Annotated in this window: 17 protein-coding genes and 1 rRNA gene; 14 read left to right on the top strand and 4 right to left on the bottom strand. The window is 44.8% G+C overall.

Going from position 1 to position 17,977, the window contains the following annotated elements; all coding sequences use genetic code 11:
• The first annotated feature begins 26 nt into the window (after window positions 1–26).
• The 9 genes from NI469_RS09365 (at window position 27) to NI469_RS09325 (ending at window position 8,627) form a co-directional block, all read left to right on the top strand.
• Window positions 27–413, top strand: a complete 387-nt coding sequence (locus tag NI469_RS09365; protein WP_004281230.1) for an RcnB family protein — start codon at window positions 27–29, stop codon at window positions 411–413.
• A 243-nt stretch (window positions 414–656) separates the two neighbouring features.
• Complete coding sequence (locus tag NI469_RS09360) at window positions 657–1,043, top strand: RcnB family protein (protein WP_005261495.1); 387 nt, start codon at window positions 657–659, stop codon at window positions 1,041–1,043.
• Between the two features lie 132 nt (window positions 1,044–1,175).
• Window positions 1,176–2,519, top strand: coding sequence for an amino-acid N-acetyltransferase (gene argA / locus NI469_RS09355; RefSeq protein WP_004729045.1), 1,344 nt, complete (start codon window positions 1,176–1,178; stop codon window positions 2,517–2,519).
• 333 nt (window positions 2,520–2,852) lie between these two features.
• Complete coding sequence (locus NI469_RS09350) at window positions 2,853–3,809, top strand: sulfonate ABC transporter substrate-binding protein (RefSeq protein ID WP_219307928.1); 957 nt, start codon at window positions 2,853–2,855, stop codon at window positions 3,807–3,809.
• A 24-nt stretch (window positions 3,810–3,833) separates the two neighbouring features.
• The gene (locus NI469_RS09345) at window positions 3,834–4,829 is read left to right on the top strand and encodes an aliphatic sulfonate ABC transporter substrate-binding protein (protein ID WP_253174959.1); all 996 of its coding nucleotides are present in this window, start codon (window positions 3,834–3,836) and stop codon (window positions 4,827–4,829) included.
• Window positions 4,830–4,865: 36 nt separating this feature from the next.
• Entirely contained in the window at window positions 4,866–6,041 is a 1,176-nt protein-coding gene (gene ssuD, locus NI469_RS09340; RefSeq protein WP_253174957.1) for an FMNH2-dependent alkanesulfonate monooxygenase, read from the top strand.
• Window positions 6,041–6,856 carry an aliphatic sulfonate ABC transporter permease SsuC gene (gene ssuC, locus NI469_RS09335; RefSeq protein ID WP_004647159.1) on the top strand — a complete coding sequence of 272 codons (816 nt, stop codon included), beginning with the start codon at window positions 6,041–6,043 and terminating at the stop codon, window positions 6,854–6,856. Before ssuD ends, ssuC begins: the two co-directional genes overlap by 1 nt.
• A 21-nt stretch (window positions 6,857–6,877) precedes the next feature.
• Entirely contained in the window at window positions 6,878–7,684 is an 807-nt protein-coding gene (locus tag NI469_RS09330; RefSeq protein WP_253174955.1) for an ABC transporter ATP-binding protein, read from the top strand.
• A 322-nt stretch (window positions 7,685–8,006) separates the two neighbouring features.
• On the top strand, window positions 8,007–8,627 hold the full coding sequence (locus NI469_RS09325) for a TetR family transcriptional regulator C-terminal domain-containing protein (protein ID WP_044108773.1): 621 nt from the start codon (window positions 8,007–8,009) through the stop codon (window positions 8,625–8,627).
• Between the two features lie 66 nt (window positions 8,628–8,693).
• Here NI469_RS09325 and NI469_RS09320 read toward each other — a convergent pair whose 3' ends face one another.
• Complete coding sequence (locus NI469_RS09320) at window positions 8,694–9,257, bottom strand: 5'-methylthioadenosine/S-adenosylhomocysteine nucleosidase family protein (RefSeq protein ID WP_044108772.1); 564 nt, start codon at window positions 9,255–9,257, stop codon at window positions 8,694–8,696.
• A gap of 242 nt (window positions 9,258–9,499) precedes the next feature.
• Here NI469_RS09320 and ribF point away from each other — a divergent pair, with 242 nt between their 5' ends.
• From ribF to NI469_RS09295, 5 genes are all read left to right on the top strand, one after another.
• Window positions 9,500–10,501, top strand: a complete 1,002-nt coding sequence (gene ribF / locus NI469_RS09315; RefSeq protein WP_253174953.1) for a bifunctional riboflavin kinase/FAD synthetase — start codon at window positions 9,500–9,502, stop codon at window positions 10,499–10,501.
• A 64-nt stretch (window positions 10,502–10,565) separates the two neighbouring features.
• Complete coding sequence (gene ileS / locus NI469_RS09310) at window positions 10,566–13,412, top strand: isoleucine--tRNA ligase (RefSeq protein WP_253174951.1); 2,847 nt, start codon at window positions 10,566–10,568, stop codon at window positions 13,410–13,412.
• On the top strand, window positions 13,405–13,944 hold the full coding sequence (gene lspA / locus NI469_RS09305; RefSeq protein ID WP_004281218.1) for a signal peptidase II: 540 nt from the start codon (window positions 13,405–13,407) through the stop codon (window positions 13,942–13,944). Before ileS ends, lspA begins: the two co-directional genes overlap by 8 nt.
• Window positions 13,937–14,419 carry an FKBP-type peptidyl-prolyl cis-trans isomerase gene (locus tag NI469_RS09300; RefSeq protein WP_004281217.1) on the top strand — a complete coding sequence of 161 codons (483 nt, stop codon included), beginning with the start codon at window positions 13,937–13,939 and terminating at the stop codon, window positions 14,417–14,419. Before lspA ends, NI469_RS09300 begins: the two co-directional genes overlap by 8 nt.
• A 136-nt stretch (window positions 14,420–14,555) precedes the next feature.
• A complete protein-coding gene (locus NI469_RS09295; RefSeq protein ID WP_004281216.1) occupies window positions 14,556–15,098 on the top strand; it encodes an NADPH-dependent FMN reductase in 543 nt (180 codons plus the stop codon).
• A gap of 268 nt (window positions 15,099–15,366) precedes the next feature.
• Here NI469_RS09295 and NI469_RS09290 read toward each other — a convergent pair whose 3' ends face one another.
• The 3 genes from NI469_RS09290 to rrf all read right to left on the bottom strand — a co-directional run bounded on the left by NI469_RS09290 (window position 15,367) and on the right by rrf (window position 17,716).
• Entirely contained in the window at window positions 15,367–15,762 is a 396-nt protein-coding gene (locus NI469_RS09290; RefSeq protein ID WP_005261480.1) for a tautomerase family protein, read from the bottom strand.
• Window positions 15,763–16,221: 459 nt separating this feature from the next.
• On the bottom strand, window positions 16,222–17,394 hold the full coding sequence (locus NI469_RS09285; protein WP_253174950.1) for a PQQ-dependent sugar dehydrogenase: 1,173 nt from the start codon (window positions 17,392–17,394) through the stop codon (window positions 16,222–16,224).
• Between the two features lie 207 nt (window positions 17,395–17,601).
• Window positions 17,602–17,716, bottom strand: a 5S ribosomal RNA gene (gene rrf, locus NI469_RS09280).
• Window positions 17,717–17,977 lie beyond the last annotated feature (261 nt).

Below are 17,977 nucleotides of genomic sequence, written 5' to 3'. Positions count from 1 at the left end.
GATGAACAATTTAATGAGGGTTCAACATGAAAAAGGTTTTGGTGGCACTGGCAATTTCTTGCAGTACATTCATGCTGAGCAATGTCGTCATCGCTGCCCCTCATTTCAATGATGAATCCCGTATGGATTCACGTCATGGTCATGACAAGAAGAAAGCCCGTGAGTTCCGAGAGGAAGATCAGCAGGATAACCGCCGTATGCGTGAAGAACGCGGGGTGAAACGCCTGCAACAGTTACGCTGGCAGCCGGGTTATGTGATGCCGCAGCATTATCGTGGCAATGGCTATAAAGTTGAATATAAAGACCATCGCCTGCCTCGACCTGACCGCAAGCAGCAATGGTACAAAGTCAATAATGACTATATTCTGGTGGATTCTGAAAACAACAGCATTATCCGGATTGTGGGTGACTAGTTCATAAGTGCATTCAAATTTAATCTTCTTTAAGGCCCAACGATGTTTGGGCTTTTTTATTTCACTGGCTGAAAATTTTTTATTCGCAAATCTCGCTGCTTTTCCAGTTTTGAGACTACGTGATTCATCTACTAAATTTCTTCATGAATTTAACAATTTAACTAAATAGCCCTCACGCTTTCTATGTACTTGTTCGCTAATTTAGTCTCATCGAAATTAGATATACATTTTAAGGTGAGAGCCATGAAAAAAGTCTTAACTACAATCGCGTTATCTCTAAGTGCTTTGTTAGCTACTTCTGCAATGGCAGCACCACAGCATGACTCGCGTTATGACCATAATCCGCATAAACCGGCGCCACACTGGAATGCCAAAGACAGCAAGAAATGGAATGACGACCGTCGCTGGAATGATGACCGCCGTCATAACAACCGTATGGTCAATCCAAGCCGTGACTGGCGCGTAGGACAAACTTTACCTCGCCAATATGACAACAACCGTTTTGAAGTAAGTGATCGCGAAGCACGCCGTTTACCAAATACCGGTCGTTTCCAGCAATGGTACAAGGTCAACAATGACTACGTTCTGGTCAATGAGCGTACCAACAAAATTGTACGAATCATTAACTAAGCTTTCTCCATTACTGCTCGTCTTGCAGACACCTGAAGTCCCCTTCAGGTGTTTTTTTATATCTGCACTTCCACTTGCATTTTTTTTCATTAGAATCAAAGCTGGATCTTCAATCATTGAAATGGGCACAGCATGACTTCAGCAGAAACGTCACAAAGCACAACTTTGCAATATGTGCACTGGTTTCGCCATTCTGCGCCTTATATCAATGCGCACCGCAATAAAACCTTTGTAATCATGTTTGATGGCGAAGCCGTCTTAAATGATAACTTTCAGCATATTATTCACGATATTGCTTTATTACATTCTTTGGGCATTCGGCTGATTCTGGTACATGGTGCACGTCCGCAAATTAACCAGAATCTGGCTCAAAGCCAGATTACGACGCCTTTTTACCAGCAGCGTCGGGTCACCACACGTGAATCTTTAAGCTGCGTGATGAATGCCGTCGGTTCGATCCGCCTACAAATTGAAGCACTGCTGTCTATGGGACTGGCCAATTCGCCGATGTATGGCGCCCGGATTGATACCGTTTCAGGGAATTTTGTCACCGCCAAGCCGTATGGCATCCGCGATGGTATCGATTTTCAGTTGACCGGTGAAGTGCGCGCGGTTGATACCGATGCGATTCAGCGCCATCTGGACAGTCATAATATTGTGGTGCTTGGCCCGACCGGTTATTCCACTACCGGAGAAGTTTTTAATCTGCTGGCTGAAGAAGTCGCTACCAAAACTGCGATTCGCCTCAAGGCAGATAAACTGATTTTTCTCGGTAAGCAGCATGGTCTGATGGACAGTAACGGCCAACTCAAACGCGAAGTGACACCGCAACAACTGGATGATTTTATTCCGGTCGAGCAAGATGCATTGGAAAGAGGATTACAGTTAAAAGCCGCACAGGAAGCCTCCATGAACGGCGTACATCGGGTGCATCTGATTTCTTATGCCTATGATGGTGCCCTGCTGGAAGAACTGTTTACCCGTGATGGTTCCGGCACTCTGGTCACCGATGCACATTATGAAGAAGTGCGGATGGCAGATATTCAGGATGTCGGTGGCCTGATCGGTTTGCTGCGTCCATTGGAAGAAGAAGGTATTCTAGTTTATCGCTCCCGTGAACGTCTGGAAAATGAAATCAACCAGTTTGCCGTAATCGAACGGGACGGCATGATTCTGGCCTGTGCCGCCCTCTACCCGATTCCGACGACAGGGGATGAATTGCGTTCTGCAGAAATTGCCTGTGTTGCGGTACATCCCAGTTATCGCAAGTCTAATCGGGGTAGCCAGATCCTGCATTATCTAGAAGAAAAAGCCAAAAGCATGCAGATTCAGCAACTGTTTATTTTAACTACCCGCACCGCGCACTGGTTTCTGGAACAAGGCTTTGAACCGGCTTCAGTCGATGACCTGCCGGATGCCCGTCAGGCTTTTTATAATTATCAACGCAATTCCATTGTTTGCAAAAAGTCACTTTAAAGTGACTTTTTCTTTTGGTGCCTTAGCTTAATTTTAGATAAAGATATCTGGCAATCTCGATTTAAATTTTAAAATTGCAATGCTGCTTTTCAGCTAAACATATCAGCAGATTAGATTTAAAGAAATAATTATAAATTTCATAAGTTTGATTAACTTAAATAGTAAATATTCATTTTTATATAAATCACTTTTTCGCATAAGTTTTGCGCTTTTTTATTTATCTTTTTTCTTCATTAGAAATTCCTGAATAGTTATTTTTTTGAAAAAACAAAAACGATTAGCGTGTGTCTAAGTTTTCATTCACTAGTTTGTCATTTTCGGGAGTTTTGATTCATGCGCCAATCTCATGTTCAGTTTTTAGCAAAGACTGTGGTACTTGGTACTGCGATGGTGGGTGTCATGATGCTTTCAGGCTGCTCGAAAAAAGAAGAGACCATTACCCTGAATATCGGTTTCCAAAAATACGGCGTATTACCTATTTTAAAAGAACGCGGTACGCTGGAAACCAGCTTAAAACAGCAAGGGGTCAATGTGAAATGGGTAGAATTTCCGGCTGGCCCGCAATTGCTTGAAGGCCTGAATGTCGGCAGCATCTCTTTTGGTGAAGCCGGTGAAGCACCACCGATTTTTGCCCAGGCGGCCAACTCAAATCTGGTCTATGTGGCCAATCAGCCGCAAGCACCTAAGGCCGAAGCCTTGATTGTACCGAAAGATTCACCAATCCAGTCTATTCAGGATCTGAAAGGCAAACGGGTAGCCCTGAACAAAGGTTCAAATGTGCATTACCTGCTGTTAAAAGTTCTGGAAGCCAACAAGCTGACACTCGGTGATATTGAAGTGATTTATCTACCACCTTCCGATGCACGTGCTGCATTTGAACGTGGTGCAGTTGATGCCTGGGTCATCTGGGATCCGTTCTTTGCAGCTGCTGAACATCAGATTGGTGCGCGTGTCATTGCCAGCGGTGAAAATGTGGTGAGCAACCACCAATTCTATCTGGCAGATCGCAAGTTCGCAGAAAGCCATCCTCAGGTGGTACAGGCGGTTGTCAATGAACTAAACCTGACCACGGACTGGGTCGCAAAAAATCAGGACGCTGCCGCTCAGCTCCTGCAAAAACCGACAGGTCTAGCCGTCGATGTCTTAAAAACCTCTATTTCACGCATGGGCTTCGGTGTTAAACCCCTCACGACTGACGTGATTCAAAAACAGCAACAGGTCGCCGATGCGTTTTATGCGCAGCAGCTGATTCCACAAAAGCTGAATATTGATGCAGCAATTATTAAATAACAGCAGAATAATTCGAGAATAAAGATGAGTCATTTAAAAACAGTTTCTTATATCAGTTTAGCGTTATTGAGCTTTAGTCTGACTGGCTGTCAGAAACAGGAAGCACAGCAAAAGACTGCTGCAGACACCAAAGCAACACAACCGGTAAAAACCATTGCGATTGGCTTTCAGAAATCAGCCTTGAATCTGCTGGTGGCACGCGATGAAAAGCTATTAGAACAACAATTCCCGAGTGCCAAAATTGAATGGAAAGAGTTTCCGGCAGGTCCACAAATGCTGGAAGCCTTAGCGGTCGGTGCAGTGGATTATGGCTATGTGGGAAATACTCCGCCTATTTTTGCACAGGCGGCAGACAAAGCCCTGAGCTACGTGGCCTTTGAAAAAGTGGCGGGAAATTCTTTGGCCGTGGTCGTGCCGAAAGACAGTGCGATTCAAAACATTCAACAGTTGAAAGGAAAACGGATCGCGGTTCAAAAAGGTTCAAGTGCCCATGAACTTCTGGCCAAAACCCTGGAAAAAGCAGGATTGGAGTGGTCAGAGATTCAAGCCATTTGGCTTCCCCCTGCGGATGCACGTGCTGCTTTTGACAAAAAAGCCATTGATGCCTGGGCAATCTGGGATCCCTTTCTGGGTGCAGCCGAGTTCGACAGCAAGGTTAAGGTGCTGATTGAATCCAGTGACTTTCCACAAACCTACTCCTTTTATATCGGCAATCCCGAATTTATTCAGAAGCATCCGGATAGTCCCGGGAAGTTTATTCAGGCTTTAAATGCCTCTGACCAGTGGATTCTTAAAAACCAGGCTGTAGCTCTAGATATTTATCAGAAAAGTACCGGTCTGAAACCAGAGGTGGCAAAGATTGCATTTGAGCGTCGTCTTAAACCTTCGCCGGTACAACCATTAACGACGGAAGTGATCAAAGCCCAACAGAATATTGCCGATCTCTTCCAGCAGGTTCAACTGATTCCCAAAACTATCAGCGTTCAGAAACATATCTGGTCGCCAGCAGCCACACATTGATTAGCAAACAAGATGATTTAATTTAAGGAATATCACATGAATATTTTCTGGTTTATCCCCACTCATGGCGACAGTCGTTACTTAGGCACCAGCAAGGGCGCACGTGTTGTAGATCATGCCTACATGAAGCAGATTGCCGTTGCGGTAGATAACTTAGGTTATGAAGGTGTCCTGATTCCAACCGGCCGTTCTTGTGAAGATCCATGGTTAACCGCAGCCAGCCTGATTGATGCGACCAAAAAATTAAAATTCCTGGTGGCGTTGCGCCCGGGTGTGACCACGCCGGCACTGGCTGCACGCATGGCTGCGACCTTTGACCGTTTGTCCAATGGCCGGGTGTTGCTAAATCTGGTCACTGGCGGTGACGAACAGGAACTAAAAGGTGACGGCGTCTATGAAGATCACAAAACCCGCTATAAAACAGCAACTGAATACACCACCATCTGGCGTGAAATTTTAAAACGCTCACATACCGGTGAAAGCTTTAGTTTCCATGGCGAACGCTTAAGTGTCGATGATGCAAAATTGCTGTATCCACCCATTCAGCAGCCGCATCCGCCTTTATGGTTTGGTGGCTCATCGGATGATGCCATTGAGCTGGCCACGGATCAGGTCGATACTTACTTGACCTGGGGCGAGCCACCGGCAGCAGTCAAAGAAAAAATTGCAGTGGTAAAAGCCAAGGCTGCAGCTAAAGGTCGTGAACTGAATTACGGGATCCGTTTACACGTGATCGTACGCGAAACCAATGAGCAGGCCTGGGCGGCGGCTGAAGAACTGATTCAATATGTGGATGATGCCACTATCGCTGCAGCCCAAGCCAAGTTCAAATCCATGGACTCGGTCGGTCAGCGCCGTATGGCAGAACTGCACAATGGCGATCGCAGCAAACTCGAAGTTTCTCCAAACCTCTGGGCAGGTGTGGGTCTGGTTCGTGGTGGTGCAGGTACGGCACTGGTCGGCGATCCGGAAACTGTCGCTGCACGTATCCAGGAATATGCCGATCTGGGGATCAGCACCTTTATTTTCTCAGGCTATCCACATCTGGAAGAATCCATCCGTTTTGCAGAACTGGTATTCCCTTTACTTCCACTGGAAACCCAGCAAAAACTCACTCAACCAAACTTGACCGGTCCATTTGGTGAAATCGTGGCGAACAACTACACACCGGACGAGAACAAGCAGGCTGAGAAAATTAAGGAGTCTGCTTAATGTCAAAAGTCGTTTCCGTTGAAACCCTGACCCCAAAGCAGGTTTCACGTGGAACAATTCTGGGGCAGCATCTGCTGCCCTGGCTGGTTCCAATTTTCTTGATTGCAGTTTGGCAAATTGCCTCTAGCACAGGCCTGCTGGAAAGCCGGATTCTGCCTGCACCGAGTGCCGTGGTTTTAGCCTTCTGGAATTTATTGCTCAGCGGTGAACTGTGGACGCATGTGCAAGTCAGTGCGGGGCGTGCCATCAGCGGCTTACTGGTGGGTGGTGGTTTGGGCCTATTGCTGGGTCTGTTAAATGGTTCATCCAAAACCGCCTCTACCCTGCTCGATACGACCTTGCAGATGATTCGGAATATTCCTGCACTGGCCCTTATTCCCCTAGTGATTTTATGGTTCGGGATTGATGAATCTGCCAAATTGTTTCTGGTGGCGATTGGGGTATTTTTCCCGATTTATATCAATACCTATCATGGGATTCGTTCTGTCGATCCGCAATTGATCGAGATGGGCAAAAGCTACGGCTTAACTCGCTGGCAACTGTATAAAGAAATTATTCTGCCGGGTGCGATGCCGTCAATTCTGGTCGGACTGCGTTTTTCTCTGGGTCTGGTCTGGGTACTGTTAATCGTTGCCGAAACCATTTCTGCCCAGTCCGGTATTGGATATATGACCATGAATGCACGTGAATTTTTACAAACCGATGTGGTTTTGGTAGGTATTTTACTGTATGCCCTGCTCGGCAAACTGGCCGATGTTCTGGCCGTGGCCTTAGAGCGATTCCTGCTGCGCTGGCATGCCGGCTATCAAAAATAAAGAATAAATGAGGAGCATGTGATGACTGATCTCAGTTTAGGGCGTCATGCCAATGACCCGATTGTGCCACTGGACCAACCTGCGGCAGATATCAATCCTGCTGCAGTGATCGGTGCCGAAATTATCATTGAACAGCTGCATAAGTTTTACGGTTCGGTCAAAGTTCTGGAAGATCTGAACCTGCATATCCAGCCGGGTGAATTTCTGGCAATTGTCGGTCGCAGTGGTTGTGGTAAAAGTACCTTATTGCGCCTGATTGCCGATCTGGAACAGCAAAGCTACGGCGAAATCAAGTTTAAGTCAGCCCGGCATATTCGCGAAGGCATTACTACCGATGATATCCGGGTGATGTTTCAGGACCCTCGCCTGCTGCCCTGGCGTAGCATCGAACAGAATGTTCAACTCGGTTTACCGAAGGAGCAGCATGCCAAAGCTTCGCAAATGCTGGAAAAGGTCGGACTCAAAGAAAAAGCCGGACTGTGGCCTTCACAGCTTTCTGGAGGACAACGGCAACGTACCGCCTTGGCGCGGGCATTATCGCATCAGCCGCGTATTCTACTGCTGGATGAACCGCTCGGCGCCCTGGATGCCCTGACACGTCTGGAAATGCAGAACCTGATTGAACGTCTCTGGACCGAGCAAGGCTTTACCGCCATTCTGGTCACGCATGATGTCAGTGAAGCAGTGCAATTGGCAGACCGGATTATCTTGCTGGACAAAGGCCATATTGCCAAAGAATTTAAGGTCAATTTGCCACGTCCCCGGCAAAAAAGTGTGACATTTGCAGAACTAGAACAGCAGGTCTTGCAGGCAGTTTTAGCGACCTGAATACCCACTCCAACCCAAAATCGCGCATGGTTTTGGGTCTTATTCTTATAAAAATACATTTATCTCAATAAGAGAACATTTTTATCAGATTCATTTCAGTATTATTCCTCTCTTGCATTGATGAAGAAAAAAAATGAATAAATGAAGTATTTTCAGAAACTTGAATTTTTCTCCTAGTGTAAATGCATTTAGCCTGTTTTAAATATTGATCTAGAGAATAAATCATCATTATTCAAAAAATTAGCCTGTGACTGTGTGCACAAATCTGATGATTTGCCGTACAATTGAGGATTCCCTTTTTCATTGTTTTTTATATTTGCTAATGGAACAAAAAAAGAGTACTCAAAAACGCAATCAGCTGCTAAATGCTGCACTAGACGTATTTTCCCTATATGGTTTTAATGGGGCAAGTCTGGATGAAATCGCACAAATTGCAGAAATGCATAAGTCGAATATTTTCTATTATTATGAAAATAAAGAAGCCCTGTATGTTGAGGTGTTAACCACCGTTCTACAAAAATGGCTGGCGCCTTTACAAACCCTTGAAGCTGAACTTGAACCTGAAGAAGCGATCACCAATTATTTGATGCAAAAAATTGAAGTGTCGCGTACCCAGCCTAAAGCATCCCGTTTATTTGCTTTGGAGGTGATTCAAGGTGCACCGCATATTCTGGAAATTTTAAAAGGTCCGCTAAAAAAACTGGTCAAGCGTAAAGCCAAAGTGATTTCCAACTGGCAGGAGCAAGGCAAAATTTCTGCAAATATTGATCCTGAGTTACTGATTCTGAATATTTGGGCGATTACCCAGAACTATGCAGACTTTGCCACTCAAATGGAAATGGTCACGGGTAAAACCTTGCGTAACCGCAGCATGCAGCAACGCATTATCCAGCATACGGTACACATGATGTTATACGGCGTGATTCCACGCACGGATAAATAAGCAAGCGCTTCTGATTGGCACACGACCATAGCTGCTATGGTCGCCGAGCAAACTTAACTTTCCTATTTATTTTACCATTTGATATAAATCTAATAATTTTTTCGCACCCAATAACAGATTTTCTTCCCAATCCAGATGTGCAGTCTCATTGGCCCCATCACTAATGTATTTCACTGAAATAAGCCGAACGCCCAGCTTTTTACAGACTTTGGCCAAGGCATAGCCTTCCATATCCACCAGATTACACGCCACTTTTGAAATACCGGTTTCAAAGCTATCGCCTGTTCCACAAATCCCTTTCGGCAAATGGTCAAAGAAAGGCTCCAGCTCAATCGCACCCGGGAAATGCTGATCCATCGGGGTCATGCCGATCTCAAAGCCGAGGGGTGAAACGTCCATATCACGCTGTACAAATTGCGTGACTTCGACCAGTTCATGCGCATTGAAATGCGAACTCCCAGCGCTTCCCAAATTCAGCACGGTACTGCAACCGGTGTTCTGAATCACCTCAAAAGCTTTAAAGGCCGCGTTGACTTTACCAATCCCGCTGTAATGCACCTGAATGCCTTCTGCTTCAAACAAGCCTTTGGATTCATTGGGTAGAGCCATGATGAGTGCCAGATCGGACATTCGAAACACCTGATATCAAGAAAAACCCTGACATTAGAAAACAAAACCGGCTGAATGAAAAGCATCTGTGCTCTGATCAGACATACTCAGATATAACTTAGTACGTAGAAAAACCAGTCGGCTCAATTCCAAGGAAGATGAATTTTCAAGAAAAATATTGCATAAAAACACAACAGCAAGACGAAAGCGCGAGATTATGGCAATATATAGCCTCTCGATATTTCTAAGCACTTGATTTGCCCATGCAGCTGCTCCGTCTAAATGCTTTAGCCTCTCATTCTGAATTACCCAAAACTGCCGTGACGATCGGTAATTTTGACGGCGTGCATTTAGGCCATCAGGCGATGATCCGTCAGCTGCAACAGGTGGCTGAAGCACAGGGTTTAAAATCTGTGGTGATGATTTTCGAACCGCAACCACTTGAATACTTTCAGGGTTATGATGCCCCACCGCGTATTTCATCCTTGCGTGAAAAAGTTGAATACCTGACTGAGTTGGGTGTGGACTATATCGCGGTGGCGAAATTTGACCATACTTTTCGTAGTCTGACTGCAGAAGCCTTTGCTGATATTTTAAAAGAAAAACTCAATGCCCGGCATCTGGTCTTGGGCGATGATTTTCACTTTGGTAAAAACCGCCAGGGCAATAGCGAATTCCTGCGCAATTACGGCTTTGAAGTGACCAATTTAAATACCATTGTTCTAGATGGTGAACGCGTCAGTTCCACCCGGATTCGCCAGACCTTGCAAGCCGGTGATTTGGCGCTGGCCGCACAATTGCTGGGTCGTCCTTATAGCATTACCGGGCGGGTGCAATATGGTGATCAGATTGGTCGAACCATTGATTTCCCCACCATTAATGTACGGCTCAACCGTCATAAGCCCTGTCTGAATGGCATTTACGGGGTGGAAGTCATTTGCGAAACCCAATCCTTAAAAGACAAAGTAAAAGCCGACTCTGCAACGCAAACCGGTATTGCGGGTTATGACGCGACTGCCCTGTTTGGGGCCGGTCATGTCGGCACACGTCCAGCCATCAAACAAGCACATCCAGAGTGGCGATTAGAAGTACATTTTCCAGATGTTTCTGCTAATCTGTATGGCCTGTTGATGCGGGTGACGTTCTTAAACTACTTACATGGCGAAAAGGACTATCCTTCGCTTGAAGCGCTAAAAGCCGGAATTGATGATGATGTCGAGAAACTGCTTGAGTTTCGTCGAAATCACCCCACATTTCCCTTTTAATATCCCATATTTTTATTGTAAAACGTGTCAGTGACATAACTGATTAGATTGGAAGACGACTTGCATGAGCGATAAGCAAACTCCTGAAAATGCAGTGGACTATAAAGCCACGCTAAACCTCCCAGGTACTGACTTTGCAATGAAAGCAAATTTGGCAGTACGTGAAGCGAAATGGTTAGAAGAGTGGTATGCCGACAACATTTATCAGCAGATTCGTGAATCGCGTATTGGCAAGAAAAAATACGTGCTTCATGACGGCCCTCCTTATGCCAATGGTCAAATCCATTTGGGTCATGCGGTCAACAAAGTACTCAAAGACATCATTATCAAAAGTCGTGTCATGGATGGTTTTGATGCGCCATATGTACCAGGCTGGGACTGTCACGGTTTACCAATCGAACTCAAAGTCGAAGAAAAAGTCGGCAAAGTCGGCGTGAAGGTAGATGCGTCTACCTTCCGTAAAGCCTGCCGTGAATATGCCTACACCCAAGTTGAACTTCAAAAGAAAGACTTCGTACGTATGGGCGTATTCGGTGATTGGGACAATCCTTACCTCACGATGAACTTCAAACAAGAAGCCGACATCGTACGTTCACTGGGTGCAATCGCAAAAGCAGGTCATATCGAGCCAGGTCTTAAACCAGTCAACTGGTGTCTGGACTGTGGTTCATCATTGGCTGAAGCTGAAGTTGAATACGAGGATAAAAAATCAGATGCAATTGACGTCGGTTTCACCGTTGTTGATTTAGCGGATTTATCTGCACGTTTAGGCGTAGACGTTGCTGATCGCACGGATATCGTGATTTGGACAACAACGCCTTGGACCATGCCTGCCAACCAAGCGGTTGCATTACACGCTGAACTTGAATACCAACTGGTGAAAGCAATTGGTGAAGACAAAGCATCACAAAACTTCATTTTGGCGAAATCATTGGTTGAGTCTGCGACTCAGCGTTATGGCTTTACTGCGTTTGAAGTGCTTGCTGAATTCACAGGTGCAAAACTTGAGAATTTAGTTCTTCGACATCCTTTAATTGCTGAACGCCAAGTGCCAGTGATTTTGGGTGAACATGTCACCGATGCGAGCGGTACAGGTGCTGTACATACTGCACCGGGTCACGGTGTGGACGACTATAAAGTTGGCTTACAGTACAACCTCAAAGTTGAAAACCCAGTCGGTGGTAATGGTGTGTATTTACCAACTTCGCCTATCTTCCCAGGCGAGCATATCTACAAAGCCAATCCAAAAATTATTGCAGCATTAACTGAAGCAACCAAGCTTTGGGCACATGTAGTGATCAAGCATAGCTACCCGCATTGCTGGCGCCATAAAACCCCGATTATCTTCCGTGCGACACCACAATGGTTTATCAGCATGGATGCTAAAGGTCTACGTCAAAATGCCTTGAATGCGATTGAAAACGAGATCAGCTTTGTACCGGACTGGGGTAAAAACCGTATCCAAGCGATGATTGAAGGTCGTCCGGATTGGTGTATCTCACGTCAACGTACTTGGGGCGTGCCAATTCCGTTCTTCGTACACAAAGACACCAATGAATTGCACCCACGTACGCCTGAACTGATCGAAGAAGTGGCTAAGCTGATCGAACAAGAAGGTATTGATGGTTGGTACAACCGTGATGCCCGTGAGTTCATTGGTGATGATGCTGAACAATACAATGCTGTGCGTGACACGCTAGACGTTTGGTTCGACTCAGGTACAACGCATTATGCAGTACTGCGTGAACGTGAAGAATTGACTGATCCTGCTGATTTGTACCTTGAAGGTTCAGACCAGCACCGTGGCTGGTTCCAGTCGTCGTTATTGACCTCAATTGCCATCAATGAACGTGCGCCATACAAAGGCTTGTTGACGCATGGCTTCGTGGTCGATGAAAAAGGCCGCAAGATGTCCAAGTCGATCGGTAATGTGATCACGCCGCAAGACATCATTAAAGATATGGGCGCGGATGGCCTACGTTTCTGGATCGCATCTGCAGATTACCGTTATGAAATGACGGCTGGTAAAGAAATCTTTAGCCGTGCCTCTGATGGTTATCGTCGTATCCGTAACACGCTTCGTTTCTTATTGGCGAACCTCAATGGTTTCAAACCATCAACAGATGCGCTTCCTGTTGATCAATTGATCGCGCTGGATCAATACATCTTGCAACGTGCTTCTGAAGTGCAAGAAACTATTAAGAAAGCATACGAAGATATGAACTTCCATATCGTAACGACTGCCCTGACTAATTTCTGTATCAATGACTTGGGTGGTTTCTACTTAGATATCATCAAAGACCGTCAATACACCACGAAAGCGGATTCGCAAGCACGTCATTCTGCACAAACTGCATTGTATCACCTGGTACAGGCATTCGTGCGTTGGATGTCACCAATCTTAAGCTTCACTGCACAAGAAGCTTGGCCGTTAATCCCTGAACAATCAGAGAAATACGTGTTCACGGCTGAATGGTATGACATTCCTGTGGCTTCAACTGCAAATGTAATATCTGAAGCTGAATGGCAAACGCTCATTGCTGTGAAATCTGCAGTAAACAAATTCATTGAAACTGCACGTACAGCAAAAACTGTCGGTTCGAACTTGTCTGCCAAAGTTGAACTTTGGGCAAATGCTGAATTAAAAGCAGTGCTAGATAAGTTAAGTGATGAGCTTCGTTTCGTACTGATCACATCGCAAGTGATCGTCAATGCGTTTGATGCTGCACAAGGTGAAGCGTCTGATCTTGAAGGCTTGAATGTGAAAGTTTCAGCAGCTGATGGCGAAAAATGCGTACGTTGCTGGCATGTATTACCAGATGTAAATACACATTCTGCACATCCTGGTCTATGCGGTCGTTGTATCATCAACCTTCCTACAGGCCAAGGCGAAGAGAGAAAATATGCCTAATACCCACACCAAAAAGGGCTTATTCCAGTTCTATCCACATAATTTATGGTGGGTTGGACTGGCCATTCTGGCGATCATTCTGGATCAATGGACCAAATGGATTGCAGTGACAAATCTGAACTATGCAGATCCTGTTCCTGTGCTGCCCTTTTTAAATTGGACACTGCTACATAACTATGGCGCTGCCTTTAGTTTCCTGTCCGATGCCGGTGGTTGGCAACGCTATTTCTTTACTTCACTGGCAGGTTTAGTGTCTGTAATCTTTGTGTTTTGGCTGATGCGCATGCCAAAAGACATGAAAATTTTACCATTGGCGATTGCCCTGATTCTGGGTGGTGCCATCGGTAATTTAATCGACCGGGTCAGCCTCGGCTATGTAGTCGATTTTATTCATGTGTATTACCAGAACAGCCACTTTCCTGCTTTCAATATCGCAGACAGTGCCATTACTGTAGGCACTATTCTGATGCTGATTGATACCTTTTTCTTAGAAAAACATCGAATTCAACGGGCGCAAGCACAACATGACTGATTTTATTCATCCTAACGAAGAAACCCGGGTTGCAGACGGTTCTAAAGTCGAGCTGCACTTTTCTGTCGCAATCGAAAATGGCGTGGAAATTGACAATACCCGTAGCCGTGAAGAACCGGTCAGCCTGGTGATTGGTGATGGCAATTTACTGCCTGGTTTTGAAAAAGCACTGTTTGGTTTACGTGCCGGTGACCGTCGTACGGTGAGCCTGCCGCCAGAAGATGCTTTTGGTCCATGGAATCCAGAAAACATCCAGAAATTTGATACGGTGAAGTTCGGAGAACGTCCGATCGAAGGTCACATGATCGAGTTTGAAGACAAGGCCAAAGCCACCTTGTATGGTGTGGTGAGATCGGTGAATGATGACATCACTGAAGTAGACTTTAACCATCCATTGGCAGGCAAAAACATCACTTTTGAAGTGGAAATCTTTAAAGTGACACCTGCGGGTCAGCAAGGCATTAAACTGATGTAAGACATCAGCTAATTAACTGATTTTAAAAAAGCTCCTTCGGGAGCTTTTTTATATTCCGGATACAAATCATCTCTAGTCACCTTCCTGAAATCTGATTAATTTAATTTGATGACCAGACCCGAAGAAAGGATGAAACATGAAAATTTATATTGTGGTTGGGAGTGTGCGTGAGGGACGTACCGCGATTAAAGTGGCACACTGGGTACTGCAGGAAATTAAAAGTTATGCCTTTAGCACTTTAGAAACTGAAATTGTCGATCTAAAAGAATGGGATCTTCCGCTATTTTCTGGGGCTCATCCGCCATTGACCGGAATTTATGATCAACCCAAACAGCAAGACTGGGCCGACAAGATTGCGCTTGGCGATGCCTTTATTTTTGTCACGCCTGAATACAATCATGGCTATAGCCCTGCCCTGAAAAATGCCTTGGATTATCTCGGCAAGGAATGGCAAGGCAAACCGGCAGCTTATATTGGTTATGGTGCGACCAACGGCTCACGTTCAATTGACCAGATTCGTCAAGTCGGCACTCAACTTGGACTGGTGGATACCAATGCCGTGATTGAAATCCGGGACATCTTTGCGCGCAACAAAGATTATTCCTTCCAAGGCAATGAATTTGATAATAAAAACTTAAAAGCTGTGGTAGATAGACTGATTCAATATGTCAGTGCTTAATGTGGACGACAGTCCTGTACGTTTTAGCCTACATGCAGCGCAGAGTTTAGCCGCTATGCGGTCGTTTTATGCGAGGCTATAGTGAGTACATAGACAGACAGGAAGTCTGCAAAGCGATACGACAACAATAAAAAGCGCCAATCAACAGGACGTTGACAGATTAGACAGGAGTCAGATCTGAGAAGCAAATCCAGAAAAGTCTCGACAGGATGTTGAGGCTTTTTTGTTTTTAAACTTTAGATGTAACGTGAATACTAATCGGGATACATCAGACATCAACCTTAAACCCGAGATCAACATCACAGGCTGCTTGTCCTCCCCGTATCCCCCAATTTTCCAATGCACTTTCTCTCAGATGAATCAGAATATGATCTGCGGGAATACCGATTTCCACGAGACTTTTGACCATCTGCTTATACAAATTGCACTTGGTCTCCAGACTGCGGCCAGCAAAACAGTCAATACTGATCAAGGTGAAATATTCAGGTTTAGCTAAATGGCTCATATACTGAAAACGATGCGCTTCATGCACGACCAGACGAATATTACGATCATATTCAGGCAGCTGAAAGGCGGTTTGTACACAATGAAATACGTTGTTGAGCAATTGTTCCTCAACTGCTTGAGGATATTGTTGCCGAACTTCAATTTGAATCGTAGGCATAGGAGTTTCCTTTTTATTATTTTATCGACGTTTTATTTAAATCAGTTGATGCATATCAAAAGAGTTTTCTCTCGCTAACATACAGCAAAATCATCACCGCAGTTTATGATTTGGTCAGATGATCATTTTGAAACAGTATTTTTAAAATTATCTTTTAAAATTCGGCTGTCGGCTTTGACCTACAATCCATGCAGTTAAACTGCCCTATTGCGTTGTATCGCTTCAGGCTATATTCAGATCATACCAAGACAGGAAGTCTTGTAAGAAAAATAAAAAAATTCACCTAGCAGGATGCTGATCGGTATAACAGACATTATACCTTTAACAGAATATGAAAAGGCCTTCACAGGATGTAGAGGCCTTTTTCTTTCATGCCAGCATCAGCTTAAAAAGATTTTTATTCAGATGGTCAGCTTATTCAATATTTCATATTTAGATAAGCATCCTAAAAGCAGAGGATTAAGGTGCTGTCATTTTTAACAGAGCTGCTTGCGGACCATCTTGAATCACCCACAGTGAACCATCCTGTGCCTGAGCAACCCCGCGAACCCGCTCTTTCATATCCAGACGCTGAACTTCTTTCACTGGGGTCTGGTTCGTATCCACAATCACAATCGCCTTGGAAGACAGACCGGTCGCAATCGCCTTATTTTTCCATTGCGGGAAGACATTAGCCGTATAAAATATTAAATCTGAAGGAGAAATTACCGGAGTCCAATCCAGTGCCGGGGCTTCAAATTCAGGTCGGGTACTGTGATCAGGAATGGGCTTGCCATCATAATGATTGCCATTAGACACTAACGGATAACCATAATTTTTAGCTTTGACAATCTTGTTCAGTTCATCGCCGCCTTTCGGTCCCATTTCGATCACCCAAAGCTGCCCTTTCGGATCAAAAGCCATGCCTAGAGGATTACGATGTCCGAGACTCCAGACCTGCTGGGCAATTTTACCCTGAGTCCTAAAAGGATTATCGGCAGGGATTGAGCCATCATCATTCAGGCGAATAATTTTACCGGCATTAGATTGCATGTCCTGTGCAGGATCAAATTGCTGACGCTCTCCTGAACTGATCCATAACTTACCATCCGACCCGAATATAATCCGATGGGCATAATGTCCCTGGCCTGAAAATTTCGGAACTTGCGTCCAGATTCGTTCAATTTGTGTCAGTTGAGGGGTGGCTTGATTTAAGTCCAGTTTGCCACGGATCACCACTGCACCATATCCGCCTTGGCCTTGTTCGGCATAACTCAGATATACCCACCGATTCTTTGCAAAATCTGGATGTAAGGCCACTTCACCTAAACCACCCTGGCCTCCATATGCGACTTGAGGTATACCTTTAACTTCAATTTTTTTCTTGGTTTTTGGATCAAAGAGCTGCAATTTTCCTTTGCGCTCAGTAATCAATAGCCGGCCATCATTTAAAGTAGTAATCGCCCACGGCTCATTAAATTGAGCAACCTGTTCAGCTTTATATTTTTGCACACTTGAAGAGACTGCATTCGATTTGGCAGCTGATGTAGATGTCTCTTGAGTACTTCTAGAAGATGGATTCTCTGCATGACAGCCAGTAAATGCTAAAGCACAACAACTGAGTAGAATTTTTATTTTAAATTGCGACAGCATTATCTTCTCCATACTGATTTATTGTCCAAATTAACATCAAGATACAGAGTTTCTGGTCTAAATTCAGCATAGAAAAGTAAATAAATATATTTTAAAAATTATAAATAGAATTTATTTTAATAAAGAATTAGTGTCTAAGCTTTCCACTAAATCCCACGCATAAAAAAAACACCCCCTGCCTTAGCGGAGGGGGTGTTTCGAATAATGAGCTGGCGATGACTTACTCTCACATGGGTAACCCCACACTACCATCAGCGCTAAGAGGTTTCACTTCTGAGTTCGGGAAGGGATCAGGTGGTTCACTCTTGCTATGGTCGCCAGCACAACTGTTTATGGATACTTGCTAGGTCTTATTGAGATGCCTTGCTTTCTACCAAATAGAATTCATTAACAGATTTATCTGAGTTGCAGTAGTTTGTTCGTTTAGCGTAACTAAATCAAGTCACTTTGTTTAATATCGAATCAATCGATCCTCACTTCTTTCGAAGTTCGTACAACAACTGTTTGGGTGTTGTATAGTCAAGCCTCACGAGCAATTAGTATTGGTCAGCTTCACATATCACTATGCTTCCACATCCAACCT

The organism is Acinetobacter lwoffii, from assembly GCF_024129735.1.
GTDB classification, from domain to species: Bacteria; Pseudomonadota; Gammaproteobacteria; order Pseudomonadales; family Moraxellaceae; genus Acinetobacter; species Acinetobacter lwoffii_H.
This window is presented reverse-complemented; position numbering and strand designations above follow the sequence as displayed.

Bases quoted from the DNA above. Each gene is read 5' to 3' on its own strand.
- NI469_RS09365 (WP_004281230.1), top strand. From the start codon at position 27: ATGAAAAAGGTTTTGGTGGCACTGGCAATTTCTTGCAGTACATTCATG.
- NI469_RS09360 (WP_005261495.1), top strand. From the start codon at position 657: ATGAAAAAAGTCTTAACTACAATCGCGTTATCTCTAAGTGCTTTGTTA.
- argA (WP_004729045.1), top strand. From the start codon at position 1,176: ATGACTTCAGCAGAAACGTCACAAAGCACAACTTTGCAATATGTGCAC.
- NI469_RS09350 (WP_219307928.1), top strand. From the start codon at position 2,853: ATGCGCCAATCTCATGTTCAGTTTTTAGCAAAGACTGTGGTACTTGGT.
- NI469_RS09345 (WP_253174959.1), top strand. From the start codon at position 3,834: ATGAGTCATTTAAAAACAGTTTCTTATATCAGTTTAGCGTTATTGAGC.
- ssuD (WP_253174957.1), top strand. From the start codon at position 4,866: ATGAATATTTTCTGGTTTATCCCCACTCATGGCGACAGTCGTTACTTA.
- ssuC (WP_004647159.1), top strand. From the start codon at position 6,041: ATGTCAAAAGTCGTTTCCGTTGAAACCCTGACCCCAAAGCAGGTTTCA.
- NI469_RS09330 (WP_253174955.1), top strand. From the start codon at position 6,878: ATGACTGATCTCAGTTTAGGGCGTCATGCCAATGACCCGATTGTGCCA.
- NI469_RS09325 (WP_044108773.1), top strand. From the start codon at position 8,007: ATGGAACAAAAAAAGAGTACTCAAAAACGCAATCAGCTGCTAAATGCT.
- NI469_RS09320 (WP_044108772.1), bottom strand. From the start codon at position 9,257: ATGTCCGATCTGGCACTCATCATGGCTCTACCCAATGAATCCAAAGGC.
- ribF (WP_253174953.1), top strand. From the start codon at position 9,500: ATGCAGCTGCTCCGTCTAAATGCTTTAGCCTCTCATTCTGAATTACCC.
- ileS (WP_253174951.1), top strand. From the start codon at position 10,566: ATGAGCGATAAGCAAACTCCTGAAAATGCAGTGGACTATAAAGCCACG.
- lspA (WP_004281218.1), top strand. From the start codon at position 13,405: ATGCCTAATACCCACACCAAAAAGGGCTTATTCCAGTTCTATCCACAT.
- NI469_RS09300 (WP_004281217.1), top strand. From the start codon at position 13,937: ATGACTGATTTTATTCATCCTAACGAAGAAACCCGGGTTGCAGACGGT.
- NI469_RS09295 (WP_004281216.1), top strand. From the start codon at position 14,556: ATGAAAATTTATATTGTGGTTGGGAGTGTGCGTGAGGGACGTACCGCG.
- NI469_RS09290 (WP_005261480.1), bottom strand. From the start codon at position 15,762: ATGCCTACGATTCAAATTGAAGTTCGGCAACAATATCCTCAAGCAGTT.
- NI469_RS09285 (WP_253174950.1), bottom strand. From the start codon at position 17,394: ATGCTGTCGCAATTTAAAATAAAAATTCTACTCAGTTGTTGTGCTTTA.